The organism is Flavobacterium olei, assembly GCF_039749035.1.
GTDB classification, from domain to species: Bacteria; Bacteroidota; Bacteroidia; order Flavobacteriales; family Flavobacteriaceae; genus Flavobacterium; species Flavobacterium olei.
This window is the reverse complement of sequence record NZ_JBDKWC010000005.1, coordinates 17,295-36,006: the sequence shown is the minus strand read 5'-3', so window position 1 is coordinate 36,006 and position 18,712 is coordinate 17,295. Positions and strand designations below refer to the sequence as shown.

General features: G+C 38.6%; 17 protein-coding genes. 5 read left to right on the top strand and 12 right to left on the bottom strand.

Annotated features, from left to right (window positions below; all coding sequences use genetic code 11):
• Positions 1–17: 17 nt before the first annotated feature.
• The 7 genes from ABEB31_RS14090 to ABEB31_RS14060 form a co-directional block, all read right to left on the bottom strand.
• Positions 18–344 carry a DUF4133 domain-containing protein gene (locus ABEB31_RS14090; protein ID WP_347052273.1) on the bottom strand — a complete coding sequence of 109 codons (327 nt, stop codon included), beginning with the start codon at positions 342–344 and terminating at the stop codon, positions 18–20.
• On the bottom strand, positions 344–682 hold the full coding sequence (locus ABEB31_RS14085) for a DUF4134 domain-containing protein (protein ID WP_347052624.1): 339 nt from the start codon (positions 680–682) through the stop codon (positions 344–346). Before ABEB31_RS14085 ends, ABEB31_RS14090 begins: the two co-directional genes overlap by 1 nt.
• A 129-nt stretch (positions 683–811) precedes the next feature.
• Positions 812–1,267: a hypothetical protein gene (locus ABEB31_RS14080; RefSeq protein ID WP_347052272.1), complete on the bottom strand. Its 456-nt coding sequence runs from the start codon at positions 1,265–1,267 to the stop codon at positions 812–814.
• Between the two features lie 214 nt (positions 1,268–1,481).
• A complete protein-coding gene (locus ABEB31_RS14075) occupies positions 1,482–1,682 on the bottom strand; it encodes a YqaE/Pmp3 family membrane protein (protein WP_347052271.1) in 201 nt (66 codons plus the stop codon).
• Positions 1,683–1,826: 144 nt separating this feature from the next.
• Positions 1,827–3,011 carry a hypothetical protein gene (locus ABEB31_RS14070; protein ID WP_347052270.1) on the bottom strand — a complete coding sequence of 395 codons (1,185 nt, stop codon included), beginning with the start codon at positions 3,009–3,011 and terminating at the stop codon, positions 1,827–1,829.
• A 32-nt stretch (positions 3,012–3,043) separates the two neighbouring features.
• On the bottom strand, positions 3,044–3,928 hold the full coding sequence (locus tag ABEB31_RS14065) for a helix-turn-helix domain-containing protein (RefSeq protein WP_347052269.1): 885 nt from the start codon (positions 3,926–3,928) through the stop codon (positions 3,044–3,046).
• Positions 3,929–4,210: 282 nt separating this feature from the next.
• Positions 4,211–4,903 carry a hypothetical protein gene (locus tag ABEB31_RS14060; protein WP_347052268.1) on the bottom strand — a complete coding sequence of 231 codons (693 nt, stop codon included), beginning with the start codon at positions 4,901–4,903 and terminating at the stop codon, positions 4,211–4,213.
• A gap of 331 nt (positions 4,904–5,234) precedes the next feature.
• On the opposite strand from ABEB31_RS14060, the gene ABEB31_RS14055 reads away from it, so the two are divergent.
• Together ABEB31_RS14055 and ABEB31_RS14050 are read left to right on the top strand one after the other, a co-directional pair.
• The gene (locus tag ABEB31_RS14055; protein ID WP_347052267.1) at positions 5,235–6,911 is read left to right on the top strand and encodes an AraC family transcriptional regulator; all 1,677 of its coding nucleotides are present in this window, start codon (positions 5,235–5,237) and stop codon (positions 6,909–6,911) included.
• Positions 6,912–6,975: 64 nt separating this feature from the next.
• A complete protein-coding gene (locus ABEB31_RS14050) occupies positions 6,976–7,152 on the top strand; it encodes a histone H1 (protein ID WP_347052266.1) in 177 nt (58 codons plus the stop codon).
• Positions 7,153–7,199: 47 nt separating this feature from the next.
• On the opposite strand, the gene ABEB31_RS14045 is transcribed toward ABEB31_RS14050, so the two are convergent.
• Entirely contained in the window at positions 7,200–7,481 is a 282-nt protein-coding gene (locus tag ABEB31_RS14045; RefSeq protein WP_347052265.1) for a helix-turn-helix domain-containing protein, read from the bottom strand.
• Positions 7,482–7,967: 486 nt separating this feature from the next.
• Between ABEB31_RS14045 and ABEB31_RS14040 the strand changes: the two genes are divergently transcribed.
• From ABEB31_RS14040 to ABEB31_RS14030, 3 genes are read left to right on the top strand one after another with little or no spacing between them, the layout of a single operon-like run.
• Positions 7,968–11,000, top strand: coding sequence for a SusC/RagA family TonB-linked outer membrane protein (locus ABEB31_RS14040; protein ID WP_347052264.1), 3,033 nt, complete (start codon positions 7,968–7,970; stop codon positions 10,998–11,000).
• A gap of 11 nt (positions 11,001–11,011) precedes the next feature.
• Positions 11,012–12,397 (top strand): RagB/SusD family nutrient uptake outer membrane protein, encoded by a 1,386-nt coding sequence (locus ABEB31_RS14035; protein WP_347052263.1) that lies wholly within the window; start codon positions 11,012–11,014, stop codon positions 12,395–12,397.
• Positions 12,384–15,002: a S9 family peptidase gene (locus ABEB31_RS14030; RefSeq protein WP_347052262.1), complete on the top strand. Its 2,619-nt coding sequence runs from the start codon at positions 12,384–12,386 to the stop codon at positions 15,000–15,002. The genes ABEB31_RS14035 and ABEB31_RS14030 overlap by 14 nt, the downstream gene beginning before the upstream one ends.
• 55 nt (positions 15,003–15,057) lie before the next feature.
• On the opposite strand, the gene ABEB31_RS14025 is transcribed toward ABEB31_RS14030, so the two are convergent.
• From ABEB31_RS14025 to ABEB31_RS14010, 4 genes are all read right to left on the bottom strand, one after another.
• Positions 15,058–15,327 (bottom strand): DUF6520 family protein, encoded by a 270-nt coding sequence (locus ABEB31_RS14025; protein WP_347052261.1) that lies wholly within the window; start codon positions 15,325–15,327, stop codon positions 15,058–15,060.
• A 62-nt stretch (positions 15,328–15,389) separates the two neighbouring features.
• Positions 15,390–16,931, bottom strand: a complete 1,542-nt coding sequence (locus ABEB31_RS14020; protein WP_347052260.1) for a MauE/DoxX family redox-associated membrane protein — start codon at positions 16,929–16,931, stop codon at positions 15,390–15,392.
• A gap of 249 nt (positions 16,932–17,180) precedes the next feature.
• Entirely contained in the window at positions 17,181–18,242 is a 1,062-nt protein-coding gene (locus ABEB31_RS14015) for a DUF932 domain-containing protein (RefSeq protein ID WP_347052259.1), read from the bottom strand.
• A gap of 33 nt (positions 18,243–18,275) precedes the next feature.
• On the bottom strand, positions 18,276–18,692 hold the full coding sequence (locus ABEB31_RS14010; RefSeq protein ID WP_347052258.1) for a single-stranded DNA-binding protein: 417 nt from the start codon (positions 18,690–18,692) through the stop codon (positions 18,276–18,278).
• Positions 18,693–18,712 lie beyond the last annotated feature (20 nt).

The window sequence follows — 18,712 nt, the reverse complement described above, 5'->3', positions numbered from 1 at the left end:
TCCTCATTTTTCACTATTCACTTTTTACGGCTATCAAACATAAAAACTACCCTGCTGCATGCCCGTATATTTCGTGGAAGCTGTCTTCTCGCCAGGGCCTTCATCATCCCGTGTTCTCCGTACTGCCTGCTCATTTTATAAATCTTCAGGACCAGTACGGTACCAGCGATGCCAATCATCCCTACACAGATTAGCGAGGGAATGCCGACTATAAAAAGAACAGCAAATACAATTAATAAACCTACAACTCCTCCGCCCAGATACCAGATATACTGTGCTTTCAAACCTTTAAACTCAATACTCTGATTGATACCTTTATTGATCTGGTAGACACTTGACGCCATCAGACTCCAAAAAAAGATTTAATCACAGTAGCAACTACTACCAAAAACACACAGCTGCCAAACCAGGCTGCTGCCACTTTCCCTGTATCAGGATCTCCCGCATTCCATTTCTGGTATACCTTAACTGCTCCGATCAAACCCAGAATTGCACCCACAGCATACATTAATTCTGTACCTGCGTCAAAATAGCTTCGTACTTTCTGATTTGCTTCATTAATTCCGGCAACGCCGTCCTGTCCATAGCCACTGCCATTAACCGCAAGAAGCAGTACAAGACAGATAATAGTTACCTTGTTTTCAATCCAGAAACATTTTAATTTCCTAACACACCTTTTCATCATCTCACTTCATTTACATTAAACTTCTTTTGAAAAAAGCAGAGAAAAACCGCTGTTACAGTACCTATTTCCTTGTCACTTTCCGCCATACCGCACGAGGTCGAACAGGGGACTTTTCTCTGCATATTATTATTCTTCAACCTCCCACAAACCGTCCGCGTCTTCTGAATTTAACAGTAATAACGGATACTTCTGGCTCTCGAGGACAATCAGCGAGTTTATTTTGGATCGTAAAGCAGACTGCTTTACAAATGGGTATTCTTCCAGTACAAACCGCAAATAGTTCAAGAATTCCTGCCTGGATATAGTACTGTTATCACTTTCAGCAAATATTTTTACAATTTTCCTATACAATTCTTCGGCATCTCCTAAAGTGTCAAAAGGTGCTTCAAATTCCGCAAAAGGCCCGCTTCTTTTTTCTGAACTCTTCTTAAAAAAGTCCCAATTTAAATTTCCTTTAAAAACATCTTTCAGTTTACATGAATAAAACCTGAAAATCAGGTAACCGTACCACAATCCCAACAGTACTATCACAACTGTTATATAAGTTCCCCATGAAATAGCTTCAAGCATAATTTTTCTCATTTATCATTAAACATTCCTCTATAAAAATCAATCTGTACATTCTAATTTTATTACAGGACAAAGGAACAATTAGAAGGCAGGCGCTACAAGTACAACTTTTTCTGTACCTCTTTGTACCCCTTGGAAAAACTGGCACTGCAGAAATATATAATCATAAAAAAAGCCCCTGAAAACCGTAAAGGTATCAGGGACTCCATTGGTCAATGAGCTTATTTTATTTTGATCTCACTGCTTTAATAAGTTTTGCGTTGCGTCTGTCTGCTCTTGAATTCTGAAGAGACAATACTGCCCATATGGCTGCAGGTATCCATCCGATAAGTGAAATTTGGAGAATAAGGCACAGTAACGCAGTCAGCACTCTTCCTCTCAGAAGAAAAGAAAGAGAAGGAAAGAATATCGCGATTAAGGTCATCATAATTTCTGATTTAAATTTTTAAAATAATTTTGATTAAAAAGCTTTGCAGCTAAATATCAGACAATGAAATTTTAGTTCTTTCTTTTATAACATTAGTATCAGCTTACGCCGTTTTGTTTCATGTTATCAAAAGAAATTGCAGTTCTAGTACGACTTGATCTTTTTTATCATTTTTTCCAGTGTAAGAATGGCAATATCTTTATCGCTTTCCTCCGCATTGTAAGATTTGCTCCTTACCGACTGATACGAAAGCTGCTTTTTAAACCCTGTCGATAAATGAGGAACGATTCTTTGAAACACCAGACTCATAGATCTGGCCTTAACTATTCGTGCCTCATCCGCAGCCCGGAGTATTATTCCGATCTGATCTGCAGAAAGATCACATTCAACCTTATTCTCCGCTATAGATCCAATGTTCGTATCTCCAGACGCTGAAAGTTCCAAAAGTCTCTCATAGTACTTTATCTCGCTTTGAATCCAGTTGTCAACGATTTCAACAATGGATTGCACATCTGAGTTTAAAAACATTCCCGAATTTGATTTAACCTGTCGAAACTCTTTAAAAAAATACGAAAGCAGACTTAATTTTTCCGTAATACTTTCCGCCGTTAAAAGTTTTTCAGCCAGTCCTTTTAGCAGTAAATCAATATATTTTTTGCTGTTAAAGTTCAGTCCGATCAGTTTGCAGTCCAAAAATGAAAAAAGAGTGCTCTCGCAATAATCATCCATTTCTTCCAATTCCTTCAAAACACTTCTCTGGTATAACAGCTGCCGGAATGTAATTCTGCTTCTATTCAGCAGCAAAAGCGCCTGTGTTAATTCTTCAGTCACTAATTTAAAAACCTGCCGCTCATTGGATTCCTTCATTTTCGGATTTCGGTTCTGTAACTTTTTGAGCTTTAACTGAAGTTCTTTACGCGAAACCAACAGATAGGATAATGGTACCTTTTCATCTAGGCTTAAGTAGGCGGCATACCTGTTTTCCAAAAATGACAGCAGTTCGTCCAGATATCTAATAATATTATCTGCAGTCCTGGATAATCTGGGTACCTTAAAAGTACCGTTTTTACAAATTTCGACCATATTGTCCATCAGAAATATTAGGGTGGTATGATATTTTCTAACCAGTAATCTGATCTGCCTCTTTCTTTTCAGTGCAAAAATTTCATTTTTGATTCTGACCTGGATACGGGCAATTTCAAGTACACCATTTTTTTCTATCTCTGCCAAATCGGCTTCTGTAAGTTTAGTGACATCTGTCTTAGCGGGATTAAAATACTTCAACACTAATGAATCCAGCCATTCTAAAGGATATTCATTATTCATCATTTTCATGTTTTAATAGTAGTTAACAGTGAAGACTAGCGAGTCTTAAATCTTTCGATAGTATTCTTACGGTACTGAGATGGGGTGCACGCCATCGCTTTCTTAAAAAAGATGCTGAAAGAGGTAACCGAACTGAATTCCATTTGCTCTACTATCTCGGCCATGGAATAGTTAGGATTCTCGAGAAGACCTATTATCTCTGATAGAACAGCCTCGTTTATAATTTTTTTTGCAGATTTTCCAGTCTCTTTTTTTACCACCTCACCTAGATATTGCGGACTCACATAAAGAACACCTGCATAGAATTTTACATTATGGTGTTTGCGGCAGTGTATAGATAAAGTAGATAGAAACTGCAAAACAAGAATTTCCGACCGCGAGTGGTTCTTATCAGTAGCTGATAAGTACTTCATATTAATAAGATTCAATTCAAAAAGCAGCAGATTCAGACTGATCTGCTGCAGTTTAATTTCATATTCAGTGGAAAGCTTCATATTTATCTCGGCATACAACAGTCTGCAGATTAACGATAACACCCTATAGTCACTCTCTTCTAGAGTAATCTTTACGGCTTCACTTCCTGCATACTTGGACAGGAAATCGCTCTGACTGTAGCTCATAGAATGTCCATTTCTTTCTGTCCAAAACGCAATCAAGAAAAACTGGAGATTTGTTCCCGCACTCACCTGCGTAATTGTAGTGTCCTTCGGCATCAACAGCAGATCATGCGCCTTTAAATCCTCATTAACTTCCCTTAATTGCATCTTAAAAGTGCCGGATTTCATTAAAAGCACAGCTGGATTTCGTATCACAAAAGTTTCGTCAACAGCGGTCTTGGTAAAATATTTCTTGACGAAATAGATCTTGAACAAATCTGCAGACAATTCAATTCTTTCAATATTTATTAAATCTTTCAGCATAATTTAAGTTAGAATTTTTGAAAACTTAAAAGGAAACAATCCTGTTATTCATCAAACCTATTTTTTATAGCGATGTAGCATAGAAGATAGAGATTCAAAAGTATGTTCACATATTGAGAATAGAACATCGTTCTTCCGTAATCGCATTTCAAGAGATCTTCACTAATATTAAAGAAGAACATATTTAATAAAATATAGACTCAACAGATTAAAGAAAAACAAAGCGACATAAAATATAATGGGCAGTTTCATATTGGACTATTATAATAACGTTTCGATTCCCTACAATAGCTTTTTAAGCAAAGCTATTACTGTAGTAATGGAAACTTCATTTGCTTTAAATAAAGGTCGGGCAGGTTTTGTCCCTACTGATTTTTCCCAGTCACGATCCTTACGTTCCGCTTCTGCAAACAACGCATAGCTGGAAATTGTTGATACCGTAAGAATTGTTTCCTTTTCTTCAGAATTCAAATCCTCATTTGAGATAATATCAGCATCAAAATCAATTATATAGTTGCGAATACTCGCGTATTCTGAATTTTTTTGAACAATTAAACTCTGAACAAACATGTTTACCATCATTTTGCTTGAAGAACTTATTGAACTGTTTTCCACAATTTCAATAAGTTTTGTTTCCGGACTGTCCAGTATTTCTAAAATCTCCTGCTCCGAGTATCCAAGGTTAAACGCTTTTCCAGTTCGATTCTCCTTTCCAGAAACCGATAAAAATGAAATTTGTTTACTAATTTCAGCCGCTGAATTGGGATAACTATTTTCTTTTAAAAATTTCTGTAATGTTTTATAATATTCTAAGCCTTGACTATCGTACGGATTTTTAGAACTCAAAGGAAATGTTGCTTTGCTTTCATGACTTTCAGGGTTAGAAATTAGATTTTTGTCAATTGCAACTTCTGAATCAGTTGAGCAAGAACTAAATAATAAAAACATAAAACTGGTGAATAAAAAATTTTTCATGATTTGTTTTTTTGATGTGAATAAGAATTTCTTCTTAGTTCATTTCATCCGGATTAGCAGAACCTCTATCTGGCACGATGCCCGATATTTTGCTATTGAATTCGAAACAAATCTACTCCCACTCAAAATCCCAGGCAAGCACATGAGTGTGGGTTTTCGGTAATTATGGTATAGATTTTCGGTAAATCCATACCCACTTTTTTTTAAATTAATTCACTACAGTTCAACGTTTTATGTAAGTTTTATGTTACTTTTATGTTATGGAGACGTTAATGAGACTAGAACGGTTTGATTCTCCCTTTATAGAAGATTTTACTTAAAATCATAAAATATGACTCAGCATCGCTATCTCTTTATTCTTATCGCTACTCAATTAATTCTATCCCAAAGAAATAATTTTCGGATACCTGATTCTTTAAGGAACAAAAACTTCGAATACCTGGACGATAAAATTTATCTCTACAGAGGAGACAGCAGCAAAGCCTCAGTTTACATGTACACGTATCTTTATAAGGCAAAAACGGAACAGAACTATAGAGAAATTGTTAACGGCTATCAAAATATCCTTCATGAATCACCAGAAGAACAAAGATTAATTTATGCCGACAGCATGATATTGGCAGCGCAAAAATCCGGTATGAATTCTTTACTGGGTTCAGCTTATCTGTCTAAAGGGATTGTATATTATAGTAAAAAAGAACTTCATGAAGCTTTAGACAATTACATAGAAGCAAACAAATACATTTACAAAACTTCGGATCAATATTTAAAATTTAAGGTAAAGTATAATATTGCGGTTATCAAATCCTATTTAGGATATTACGATGAAGCCATTTCTTTATTGATTGAGTGTGTAGACCATTTTAAAGATGAAGAATCAAGGCCATATTTAAATTCTCTTCATGCCCTGGGACTTTCATACAATAAAATTGGAAATTATGGTAAATGTAACCAGACTAATCTTTTAGGAATATCCGAAAGCGAACGGCTGGGAAATAAGGACATGATCCCCTATTTCATCCATTCAGAAGCAGTCAACCAATTTTTTAAGGAAGATTATAATGATGCCATAAAAAATCTTAAATCAGTATTAGACCAGATCAAAAAAAATGAAGATTTTGCTAGTGAATCTATAAGCTGTTTTTACATTGGTAAAAGCTATTGGAGATTAAAAAACTATGAAGATGCAGTATCTTATTTTTTGAAAGTTGATCAAATATTTAAAAGCCATGGCTATATTAGACCGGACTTGCGCGAGACATATGAATTATTAATCAAATATTATAAGACACAAAATAACTTAGATGCACAATTGTATTGTATCGATCAACTGCTTCTGGCAGATAACTACCTTAATGAAACCTATAAATATTTGGTCAGTAAACTTCACAAGGAGTATGATACAAATGAGCTGATATTTGAGAAAGAAAAAATCCAGGAGCAGTTCATAAAAAAGAAAAAACAAGTTTATGCATTCACAGGTTTGGCACTTGCACTGCTCTTATTATCACTATTTTTGACCTTTAATCACTTTAGAAACAGGAGACTTTATAAAAAAAACTTTGATCAGTTAATGCTGCAACTGAATTCTGGCAAGGTTATTAAAGACAAATTCAAAACAGCTACCGAAAATCTAACAGACATTAATCCGGAAACAGTTTCCCATATAATTAAACAATTGAAAAAATTCGAAAACGAAAAAAAATTTCTGCAGAAGGATTTAACCATATCTAAATTGGCTGTAATGTTTAATTCCAATCAAACATATGTATCAAGAATCATCCGTAATTATAGTGGGAAGGTATTCAAAGATTATATAAATGATCTCAAGATTGAACATATCATTGACCTACTTCACAATGACAAAAAAATAAGAAAATATAATAATTTAGCATTGGCAGAAGAAGCTGGTTTCGGAAGCAAACAACTCTTTGCTCAGTTATTTAAAGCCAAAACGGGAATGCCAACAGCTTATTTCATTGAACAGCTTAGAACGGAAAGTCTATGATGCATAAAGCTATTTTAAATTTTAAAAATATATATTTGCCCGCGTAATTAAAAAAACAATTATTATGAATGATCTTATTGCAAAAATTAACGCAGAAATCGAAACGTTTAAAACAGAATCTGAATCTTTATCAGAAAAAGGAGTAAAAGCCGCTGGAGCCAGAGCACGTAAAGCTTCTTTAGAAATTGAAAAACTTTTAAAAGAGTTTAGAAAAGTTTCTATTGAGGAGTCAAAAAAGTAAATTTCTCCTTAAAAATTTATGCCTTTCAAATATAGAAAGGCATTTTTTTACTTACTTTTTGGCTTAATAATCTTTAAATCTTTATCAATCTCTTCTACACGTCTAAAGAAGTCTGAAATCGAAATTTCATAATAATTACAAATTTCAAATAGCGTACTTATACTAATATTCAAATTACCAGATTCGTTTCTGCCGATATGAATTGTCAGATTTTTATTAGCTTTAATATCGTTTGCGACTTTTTCTTGGGTCAAACCAGTTTTCAAGCGAAGTTCTTTAAGAACAAGCTTTACGGCTGTTAGAAGTCTATCATTTTTAATTTGTCCCATAATTTACCAAAGCAACCAAGAAAAAAAATCACAGACAATGACATATTTGTCATTTTATTTTTTATCTTTACGTCATACATTTTGTAAAAAATATTATTTTTGCGATTCTTCAAAAAAATATTGAAGCATTCGCTTTGAATCTCGGACGGAAAACTGGTAATTTTTAGCAACGGGATGATAAGTATGATGCTCACGTCTTTTGGCGTGGGCTCACTTATTGTTGCATGGTATACCAGTACCTCCGTTCGATAAGCTGAGTTCCGCGCCTTTTTTATTATACTCATCTTCTTAATTCTTAGCAATATCTTCTCTATTTTTCTATCGCATAGGTAATATATAACCTCGAAATAATAATGCCTGTGAATTAAAAAAAATTTATTATTTGCTTAATCTCAAAGCAAAAAAATGGCCCTCAACGGCAGCGACCAAACTAGCGTAGAGGACCTTAGCTAATCAAATACCATTTAACTAACCAAAACCAATATTATGAATTATTTTTCATTTTACAAGGATGGAAGAGCTCTTTATTGCCTAATTTTTACTGGCATCTTGCTGACTTTTTCATCATCTTCAGCACGGAATTCAAATCGGTGTTTCACTTCAATTTTCCAACAGCATCAGGTAAGGGGAACCATAACCGACGGAACAGTTCCCCTCCCGGGTGTCACCATCTCACTTAAAAGTTCCTTAAATACCTCTGCAATATCGGACTACACCGGACAGTACTCGCTTGCAGCATCGCCTAATGACACTTTAATTGTTTCCTTTATAGGATATAAGACGGCTTTCATTCCGATACAAGGCCGTGCTAAGATTGACTTTTCTCTAGAGTTTGATTCCACAGAACTTAAGGAAATAAAAATCAACGCAGGCTATTATACGGTAAAGGAAAGCGACCGCACCGGAAGCATAGCACGCATCACCTCCAAAGAGATCGAAACTCAGCCTGTTTCCAATGTCTTTGCCACCATGCAGGGAAGGATGGCCGGTGTCAGCGTAACACAGGACACTGGCATGCCTGGCGGAGGCTTCGCCATTGCAATCCGAGGCCAGAACAGCATAAGAAACGAAGGTAATAATCCATTGTACATCATCGATGGCGTTCCATATTCCTCCCAGAGTGTAGGAAGTACCTATACCTCCACAAACATGCCTTCCCAGAACAGTCCACTGAACAGTATCAATCCCTCCGATATAGATTCCATTGAAGTCCTAAAAGATGCCGATGCCACCTCCATTTATGGTTCACGTGGAGCAAACGGAGTTGTCTTGATCTCAACAAAAAAAGGGAAGGCGGGTACAACCAGTTTTAATGGCCAATATGATTATGGGCTTGGCAAGGTCACAAGATTCAAGGATGTCCTAAGTACTCCGGATTACCTTGCAATGCGTAAGGAGGCTTTTGCAAATGACGGCGTAACCCAATATCCAGTCTCTGCGTATGATGTGAACGGAATGTGGGACCAGAACAGAAATACGAACTGGCAAAAAATGCTAATCGGGGGCACCACTGAATACACTAATATTCAAGCCTCTATCTCTGGAGGCTCAATGCAGACAAAATTTCTACTTGGAGGAAATTATCATAGGGAATCTACAGTCTTTCCTGGAAACTTTGACTATGTTAAGGCAGGCGGACACTTGAGTTTAAACCATGAATCGATTGATAAGAGGTTCAGTTTGACGCTTTCTGCACTTTATACGGTACAGCTCAGCAAACTGCCGTCTTCGGACTTTAGTCAGTCAGCAGCAATACTTCCTCCAAATGCCCCTGCACTTTATAACGATCAAGGAAACCTGAACTGGGAAAATAATACATTTGACAATCCTCTAGCTGCTTTAGAGGCTAAGACAAAAGGTGATACATCTGATATGATAGCGAATGCCTTGCTGTCATACGAAATCGGAGCGGGCTTTAACCTGAGTACCAGTTTGGGATATACAAACCTGAATCAGCAGCAGCTTAACGTACAGCCTTCAACGGTCTATAATCCGGCATATGGACTTGGCAGCGAGTTCTCGTCAGTCTATACCAATGATGTAAAAAGAAGTTCATGGATTGCGGAACCAAAGCTCGCATGGAAAAAAAGCCTTGGCAATGCTTCATTAGAGGCCTTATTGGGAACGACTTTCCAACAGCAGAGAGGCAACAATCTGGTGAGATACGCAACGGGATTTTCTAATAACAATCTTATTGAGAATCCAGCCTCGGCATCCACGACAGGTATTTTAAACAGTGATGAGAACCTTTACCGATATAACTCCGTTTTCGCCCGAATTAATTTTAACTGGACAGGGAAATATATAGTGAACCTTACCGGCAGACGCGACGGCTCAAGCCGCTTTGGCCCCGGAAGGCAGTTTGCAGATTTTGGTTCTGCCGCGGCGGCGTGGGTCTTTACTGAGGAAAAAGCCATAAAAGAAAATCTTTCTTTTTTAAGCTTTGGAAAACTCCGTTCCAGCTACGGTACCAGCGGGAGCGACCAGATTGGCGATTACCAGTATCTGGATACTTATAATTCGTCTGGATTTAATTACCAGGGAATCGCAGGTATACAACCAAGCAGGCTATTCAACCCAAATTTTGGTTGGGAGGTCAACAAAAAGCTTGAAGCTGCAATTGATTTGGGATTCATGAAAGACAGGATCTTCCTCACAGCTGCCTGGTATAGAAACCGATCTTCAAACCAGCTTGTAGGCATACCGCTACCCGGCACTACTGGCTTTCAATCCATTCAGGCAAATCTTGAAGCAGTCGTCCAGAATCAGGGAATGGAATTCACCTTAAGAACCCTTAATATGAAAAACAATTCGTTCAGCTGGACAACTAATTTCAATCTTACCGCAGCAAGAAATGAATTGATTTCCTATCCTGGACTACAGGCATCAACATATAAAAACAGATATGTAATCGGCCAGCCTCTTAATATCCTGAAAGTTTACCACTCCACCGGTGTTGATCCCATGACAGGCGTTTACCAGTTCGAAGACGTGAATCGTGACGGCATTTTAAATGCTGCCGATGATAAGCAGACCATTAAGAATCTGAATCCAAAATTTTACGGCGGACTTCAAAATATCTTCCAATACCGCAGCTTTGAGTTTGATTTTCTTTTTCAGTTTGTCAAGCAGGAAAACTACAATGAGAATTCAGCAAATCCAATGCCCGGCACAATGAACAACCAGCCTACTGGGGCTCTCGCACACTGGCAGAATCCTGGCGATGCTGGCCCATATCAGGGATACAGCGACAGCAATGGTGCACGCAGCATTGCTAACAGCAGGCTTATACAGAGCGATGCAGCAATCGGAGACGCTTCTTTTATACGCTTAAAAAACATTTCTCTTTCTTATAGGCTGCCGCAAGAATGGACAAAAAAAATGACGTGCAGGCTCAGTTTACAGGGGCAGAATATCCTGACCTTGACAAGTTACAAAGGGATAGATCCTGAATTTAGGATTGCAGGATACCTGCCTCCCCTGCGAATTTACACAACTAGCATACAGATAACCTTCTAATCTTATCAAGGATGAAAACAATAAATTTTAAAAAATTCCGACTTGAAGCTCTTGCTTTAGGTTCGCTCCTGATAGTCTCATGCTCAAACTTCACAGACATCGATCTGCCGGTCTCCCAGCTTTCATCTGATGCAGTCTTTGAGAATAAAGGAGCGGCAGATGCCGCCATGACTGACATATATTCCAAAATTAGAGAAAAAGGACTGCTCACAGGCAGCCGCACCGGACTGTCGGGACAGCTTGGTCTTTATAGCGATGAGCTGCAGTATTATGGCCTGTCTGGAACTTCGCAATCCAATTTTTATTCCAATACCCTTTTTGCCTCCGGTTCAGAAATTTCAGAATTATGGAATAGCAGTTACAATCAGGTTTATGCAGCAAATGCAGTACTGGAAGGTGTTGCCAGATCGTCGTTCAGTGCATCTGAAAAGGGCCAGTTAAAGGGTGAAGCGCTGTTTGTAAGAGGATTAGTTTGTTTTTATCTCTCAAACACTTTCGGAGCGGTACCTTTTCTGACTTCAACTGATTACAAACTTAACGGTACAGCATCAGCAATACCAGAAAAACAGGCCTATATTCTCATAAAAAAAGATCTTGAAGAGGCCTCAGAACTGCTGCCGGCAGATTATATAGGAACCGAGAGGGTACGTCCCAATAAATTTGCCGCACTCGCACTTCTAGCACGAGTATGCCTTTACATGGAACTGTGGGAAGAGGCTTCAAACAATGCATCTGCCGTTATCAACCAGACCGGATTATACAAATGGCCACTGTCTAACGAAGGAGTCTTTCTAAAAGAAAGCACCTCAACGATTTGGCAGCTAATGCCTTCTAAAGCAGGGTCGAATACCTACGAAGGAAATATTTTCATTTTCTTACAGGGACCTCCGCCAAACAATGCAATCACAGCTGATCTGGTAAATGCTTTTAGCAACATCGATCTGCGCAAAAAAAACTGGCTAAAAGCAGTAGCCAATAGCACGAAAGTATGGTTTCATGCCTATAAATACAAACAGCGGTCCTCCACTCCAACATCATTGGAATACTCTATAGTCCTACGATTGGCAGAGCAATATCTGATCAGATCGGAAAGTCGGGCGCACTTTGGCGACCTAATTGGAGCCAAGGAGGATCTTAATAAGGTCAGAACGCTTGCCGGACTTTCGGATACCTCTGCCCAAACATCCCAACAGATTGTTGATGCAGTACTGCAAGAGCGCCGTCTCGAGCTATTTACGGAATTTGGGCATCGTTTTTTTGACCTTAAAAGAACCAGCAGACTCGACAGCGAACTCCCACCAATAAAACCTCAATGGAAGAGCAAATGCCGCGTACTGCCAATTCCGCAATCAGAATTATTGTTAAATCCAAATCTAACCCAGAATGCAGAATATTAAAATCGTAAATAAACGTTCTTTTCTCAGGATTTCCTGTTTCATTTTTTGGTTAGTAATCTGCCCCAGAATATCGGGGCAGGCTAATCAAAAAAGAATTCCTAATGTTGATGACTATAAATTATGGAGCTTTCTTACTCCCGATAAAATATCGGAATTGGGCAACTATGCAAGCTACCGCCTTCGGTATGACTATCAGCAGACAGACACACTTTTCGTTCAGAGCATTTCGGGACGCAAAAAAATTGCCTTTCCCTTGGGAAGAGAAGGAAGGTTTAATGGAGAGCTTGATTTTGCGTGCATTGTAAAGGATACTCTTTCTGTGATTGACCTGAAAACACAAAAACCTTTCAAAAAACCTGATGTCGCTAATTTTAGATTTTCAAAAAATCAGAAGTTTATCGCCGTTATTCTAAAAACTCTTGATCAGAAACTATCCTTAGAAGTGATCGACAGAACTGGCAGAAAAATATGCAGTGTATCGAACATAACGACATACTGTTTTGATCCTGGGTTCAATGGAATTGTTTACGCCACTGATGAATGCACTAGTTTTGGAATTTCTGCCCTATTTTTTACTGATAAAGTTGTAAAAAAAACAATTGCCGATAATCATGCATCACCTTTTCAAAACTTGATTTGGAAAGAGGAATCCATAGTTTTTATAGAAAACAAAAAGGATTCGCCGTCCCTTTTCAGCTATGAAATCAAAAAAGATAGGCTCATTGCACTTGATCCAGCAACATCGAAGTCTTTTCCAGCTGAAATGAAGATTTCCAGCGAATTGCATAGAAATCCAATAGCTTCTTTGGACGGATTTATGGTGTTTTTCTGGATTAAAGAACCAAAAGCCGACTTTTATGAAAGCAGCTCTGATGCTGTACAGATATGGAATTCAAAAGATAAGCTGCTCACTGATTTTAAAAAATACATGCCTTATTATAGATGGGCTGATAAAATGGCCGTTTGGGACACTAAGGAAGGCACTGTGAAGCAGATAACCACAGAAGAATTTCCCGGTTGTTTTTTAGGTGCGGATTACCGCCACGCCTTTATTTATGACCCGGTGGCCTATGAGCCTCAGACTAGGCAGAACTGTCCGTATGATCTTTATGCTCTTGACATAAAAACAGGCAAAAAAGAACTTGTCACAGCGCACTATCTTCCGGATACCAAACCGGAGGTATCGCCTGACGGAAAGCAGCTCTGCTACGCCAAAGGCCGACAGTGGTGGATTTACGACGTGGCCCGAAATGAAAGCACTTGCCTAACTTCCGGCATTTCAAGTTCTTTTTTCGTGGAAGACCTTGACAGACCGCAAGAGGAAGTTTATTACGGAATGGCGGGATGGACAGAAAACAATGAGGTTCTGCTCTATGATAAGTATGACCTCTGGTGCATTTCCTTTGATAGCAAAACAAAAAAAAGACTGACCAAAGGACGTGAAATACAAAAGACCTACAGAATTAAAGCCTTCGATGATAAGCTGTATTACGATGATATCCATTATAGAAAATACCGCTTTGATCTCAAAAAAGGATTTCTGGTCGCATCTTATGACCGAGAGACTGGCGCAACAGGTTTTGGATACTGGAACAACGAATCAGGGCTTAGAGAAGAGATGTGGGCGAACCGTAAAATTTCACAGATTATCAAAGCGGAAAAAAAGGATGTTTACCTATACTTGGAAGAGAACTTTGAAAATGCTCCCAGACTGATGTCTTACAAGGAAAAAAAGAAAGAAATATTTCAGAGCAACCCCCAGCAAAAGAATTTTCTATGGGGCAGAAACGAGCGCATTGATTATGCGGTTGGTGACAAAAAAATAAAAGGTATTTTATTCTATCCTGCTGGATTTGAAAAAGGAAAAAAATACCCTATGATAGTAAGCATTTATGAACGTCAATTTTCATTCTTTAATAATTATGTAAATCCTTCTCTTTTGGAAGGAATTGGATTTAATGTCTCGAATTTCACAGCTCAAGGGTACTTCGTCCTTTTGCCTGACATTCTATATGAATTTGGCAACCTGCATAAATCTGTTACAAACAGCGTGATCTCGGCTGTTGATGCAGCCATCGCAAAAGGGCATATTACAGAAGATAAAATTGGCCTTATCGGACATTCCTTCGGAGCGTATGAGACGGATCTCATTATCTCCAAAACTGGCCGTTTTGCGGCAGCAGTTGCAGGAGCAGCTGTCACAGATCTGGTTAGCACGTATCTGTATGTCGGCCCCTCATTTAGAAGACCTGATTTTTTCAGAACTGAAAATCATCAATTTAGAATTGGCAAATCGTTGTATGAGGATATGCCATCGTATCTGCAAAATTCTCCAGTTCTGCAGGCTGCCGGAGTTACAACACCACTTTTAAGTTGGGTAGGCGAAGAAGACAGACATGTTAATGCAACGCAAACAATGGAGTTTTATCTTGCACTGAGACGGCTCAATAAAGAGCATACAATGCTTGTATATCCTAATGAAACACATGAAATACGTATAAAAGAAAACAAGATTGACTTAAGTGTGCGTATTATGCAATGGTTCGACTTTTACCTCAAAAACGGCAAAAAAATGAACTGGATGCAAAGTGACTTTAACAGATAGGCAGAATAAAATACCGCCTCCTAAAATATAGGCGGCGGTATCCTTTAAACCATTTTTAGTTTGGATGGTTTCTAAAAAGCGGAACATTACAAGTTGTGCTAGGCGCATACAACTGTGTTACTCCATCAGGAGCCTTACAAGCTTCTTCTGTTCCTTCATCACATTCCTGAATGGCAAGACATTGAAAAGGGCTGTTAATACGCTGGTAGCCCATTTGAGCTACAGATGTGGAACTTTTGTCCAATGAACTTGTGCCTGCTGCACTAGCAAGCCCAAATGCAATTACTGCCATCGGCAGAACGGTTTTTAAAACATTAGATTTCATAATAATATAATTTATATGGTTAATGATCTACTCTTTTGTACAGGTTTTCGATCAAGTCCCTGCTATTTGGCCAATAGATTGTCTGTATTTTTTTTCATGTATCTTGAGGTAATCTGCGAATCGATTCTGAAAGAGATTATTTGATTGCCAATTAGTGCATATAGCCTATCATTGTAAACCAAAAAACTTTTCATTTTCCTACCTTCAATATTCAGTATCGTAAAACTCAGCAGATAGCTTTTAGATGCAAGATCATAAACATCAATAACGCTTGACCGCTTCCACATTCGATCATCTTCATAACGTCCCGGTACCGCAGAATTTACAAACAGAATATTTTTATACACACTGCTGCTCTTATTTACAAAAAAAGGGGGACTTGAAAACCTTCTCTGCTTATGTTTTTCATCTTTGGCTATGGTTAATTTTGCATGCGTGATAGTGTCAATTGTAGTTCCTCCAGATACAATTCTTAAACCTTTGTCCGCAATGCTAAACTGGTTTCGATACGAATACAGGTAGATTAATTTTTCCATTCCCTCGCTGTAGAGAAGATGTCCTTCCGTATCAAAAACTCCATCAAATTGCTTTTTAAGTATTTCAGGGTTTAGGATCGTTCCTGATTTCTTTCCAACTTTTATAATTCCCAGTATTCTGTTTCCATTTACTTTACTATATGTCTCCACTGCAACCGCCGTCGAATCAATCGCCAGAGCTGTGCCGAAATATTCGCCGTTCCGGTAAACGAGTTCAGCTTTCCAGCTGCCAATTTTCCCTCGAAAAATGCATGGTACTGTGCCATCCGTTACAAAAAAAAAGCCGTCCCGCACACTTATCTTTACCCCCCTGAACGGCAGGTCCTTTCGGTCTAGATCGATCATCTTGGTCTGGGATTTAATTAGATCCCTATTTAATGTGGTTACCACTAGCGGAGCGGTAATATTTCCCAGATACAGATTTGAATCATCCGCTCCTGCAAAATAAAACGAGTTCAGCTTCAAGTCTGCTGATGCTGCATCACTTAGAGGTGAATGAGGAAAACGTCTGGTAAGTTTATTATGGTAATGTACTATGTTTTCAGAAAAAACAAACAATATCGCAACTATGGCTGAACCGCCTGCAGTGATTGACAAAATCAATTTAAATGTAGCTTTTAACGACAGGGCATTTCCTTCTAATTTATCGCTTTGGCGACAGAGAATAATTGCAAGCATTCCAAGACCGGCAAAAGCAAGATTAAAAACCATATGCTCTTTCCACCCTAACTTTTCCAAAACTCCTCCGCAGGAACAAGGTACAAATGAGGTATATTGTAAGATTATAAAAATATACACAGTAAACATAACCATTATACCATAGGCAGAGAAAAGGCCAATTAGTCTGAATTTTGGAATTATTAATAGCAAACAAATGATAAATTCTGCTAAAGGAACAAGCACCACAAACCAATCTGCAAAAGCGGTTAACAACGGCGACTGCCCAAGTTCAATTCTAAATTGCTGAAAATCCATCAGTTTGCTGGCTGCCGCATAAACAAAGAGCAGTACAAATAGCATGCATATAATTTCAATTATGATACTTCGTGTTTGCGGTTTGATAGTCATGGCGATTAATTGATTAGAAATTAAACTAGAAACAATTCAAATAAAACATACACAAATGTAAATCAGTATTTTCGAGTAAAATATATCCAAATCACGGTTTAATTTTTCCAAATTAAGGTTTCTACTCTAAAATCGCCTCTAAAAGAAAAAGCGCGGTGTAAATCGGCTAGATTTACGCCGCGGCGCAGACGCTTTTTTGTATAAATACAGGCAGTGAGAACTGCCTGTATGACAAAGTAAAAAACTAATTCAATTCTGAACCACATACGAACTGAGACCTTTCACAGCAAAATCAAGGCATAAATCAAATGCGGTCTGACCTCTAAGCTGTGCAGTGCCTCCCATCAGGATGGAGGACAGTTTTGCCTCATCGCTTTTGTACTTTCTTACATTCTGAAAGTAACCCGTAACCGCATTGTAAGCGCCGAAAACTGTGCCCTTAGTGGTTACGGTCTGCTGTGTGGGGTGGCTCATTGCATATTCAAAGGCATTTTCTACCATGTTGTTGAAACAGGCAGACAACTGCTCATCTTTTCCCTCCTGCAGTTTTTTAAGCACGTCCCTGCCTGGCGCCATAGCATGCTGAATGAGTTTTTTAACTTCCCTATCTGATATACTCGTCCGTGTCCAATAATTAAAAACTGCTTCAAGGCTCGACCCCAGCTGGTCACTTATTCCCAGTACCTTGTGCGCCTGCTCCAAACGGTCTTTTGCATTGGAGGTGTGGCGGATGCGCACCGTGTTGGTTTTAGCGTTCATTGCCGCATTGAGCGTATTGGCGCAAACGATACGTATAGGGGTAAATGCCGCTGTAATGCTTCCGCTTCCGTCATGGGAGGTGGTCAGGAACAGATATTTTTCAATCAGGTCTTCTTTTCCTACTTTTATGTAATCGGGAAGTTTAGCTGTAATAAAAATCCGCTCGCCTTTTCCGAGCGCTCCTGCTGTTTCATACAGAATGCCGTCTCCGCCGACTATACTGTCAAAAAAAGAAAACGCATCCCTGTTCTGTACGATATGGTAATCTTTGCCCACCACACCAAGCACGGTATCGGTATCAGTTCGCACCGTACTGCTGTAACCTGCAATCTCCAAACTGCCTGAAATAATCTCATCTTGGGTCACGATGGGTGAAGAAGGCGTAAAAAGCCTTCTTTTCTCCACCTCAAAATCAAGTCCTGCGTGTTTTATCGCTTCTGCGCTTGTCGGATAGTCCTCCACTATCTGCCCTAAGTTGTGCCACGGTTTTTCCTTTACGCTGAAAAAGCTGTGTCTGCCTGTCTGGTCATTAAAATGAATCTGATGTGCCATGATTTCCTAATTTTAAACTATTAAACATTCCCCTTAAAAAGGCACATCGTCAGAAACTTTGCCTTTACTCTTTCCGACAGCATTTCTGCCGTTTGGCTTATCCGAATTAACATCTTCCCTACTTTCGGTATCATCGCTTCTTTTAGCAAAAGCAATAATGCTTACTGCATTCACATGAAAATCCAAACTTCCAACAGGGTTTCCCTCATTATTGATATACACGTGCATTCCGATTCTGCCTGAGACCTGAACCACTGCCCCTTTTTTAATATACTCCGCTGACTTAACGCTGAGCCAGTACGAGCAGTTGATAAAGACTGTAACCTCTTTGTACTCGGTGCTGTCTTTTGATTTATAACGGTCATTGACCGCTATGCTGAAATTAACCACTTCCTTTTCGCCTGCTTTACGCACTACAGCATCTGCTGTAACTCTTCCTGTAATTTCCATAACTTTAAAATTTAATGGCA

Excerpts from the sequence above, each read along its gene's own strand:
- ABEB31_RS14050 (WP_347052266.1), top strand. The coding sequence starts at position 6,976 with ATGAATGATCTTATTGCAAAAATTAACGCAGAAATCGAAACGTTTAAA.
- ABEB31_RS14065 (WP_347052269.1), bottom strand. The coding sequence starts at position 3,928 with ATGCTGAAAGATTTAATAAATATTGAAAGAATTGAATTGTCTGCAGAT.
- ABEB31_RS14045 (WP_347052265.1), bottom strand. The coding sequence starts at position 7,481 with ATGGGACAAATTAAAAATGATAGACTTCTAACAGCCGTAAAGCTTGTT.
- ABEB31_RS14025 (WP_347052261.1), bottom strand. The coding sequence starts at position 15,327 with ATGAAATCTAATGTTTTAAAAACCGTTCTGCCGATGGCAGTAATTGCA.
- ABEB31_RS14080 (WP_347052272.1), bottom strand. The coding sequence starts at position 1,267 with ATGAGAAAAATTATGCTTGAAGCTATTTCATGGGGAACTTATATAACA.
- ABEB31_RS14075 (WP_347052271.1), bottom strand. The coding sequence starts at position 1,682 with ATGATGACCTTAATCGCGATATTCTTTCCTTCTCTTTCTTTTCTTCTG.
- ABEB31_RS14010 (WP_347052258.1), bottom strand. The coding sequence starts at position 18,692 with ATGGAAATTACAGGAAGAGTTACAGCAGATGCTGTAGTGCGTAAAGCA.
- ABEB31_RS14030 (WP_347052262.1), top strand. The coding sequence starts at position 12,384 with ATGCAGAATATTAAAATCGTAAATAAACGTTCTTTTCTCAGGATTTCC.
- ABEB31_RS14040 (WP_347052264.1), top strand. The coding sequence starts at position 7,968 with ATGAATTATTTTTCATTTTACAAGGATGGAAGAGCTCTTTATTGCCTA.
- ABEB31_RS14020 (WP_347052260.1), bottom strand. The coding sequence starts at position 16,931 with ATGACTATCAAACCGCAAACACGAAGTATCATAATTGAAATTATATGC.
- ABEB31_RS14085 (WP_347052624.1), bottom strand. The coding sequence starts at position 682 with ATGAAAAGGTGTGTTAGGAAATTAAAATGTTTCTGGATTGAAAACAAG.
- ABEB31_RS14090 (WP_347052273.1), bottom strand. The coding sequence starts at position 344 with ATGGCGTCAAGTGTCTACCAGATCAATAAAGGTATCAATCAGAGTATT.
- ABEB31_RS14070 (WP_347052270.1), bottom strand. The coding sequence starts at position 3,011 with ATGATGAATAATGAATATCCTTTAGAATGGCTGGATTCATTAGTGTTG.
- ABEB31_RS14015 (WP_347052259.1), bottom strand. The coding sequence starts at position 18,242 with ATGGCACATCAGATTCATTTTAATGACCAGACAGGCAGACACAGCTTT.
- ABEB31_RS14035 (WP_347052263.1), top strand. The coding sequence starts at position 11,012 with ATGAAAACAATAAATTTTAAAAAATTCCGACTTGAAGCTCTTGCTTTA.
- ABEB31_RS14055 (WP_347052267.1), top strand. The coding sequence starts at position 5,235 with ATGACTCAGCATCGCTATCTCTTTATTCTTATCGCTACTCAATTAATT.
- ABEB31_RS14060 (WP_347052268.1), bottom strand. The coding sequence starts at position 4,903 with ATGAAAAATTTTTTATTCACCAGTTTTATGTTTTTATTATTTAGTTCT.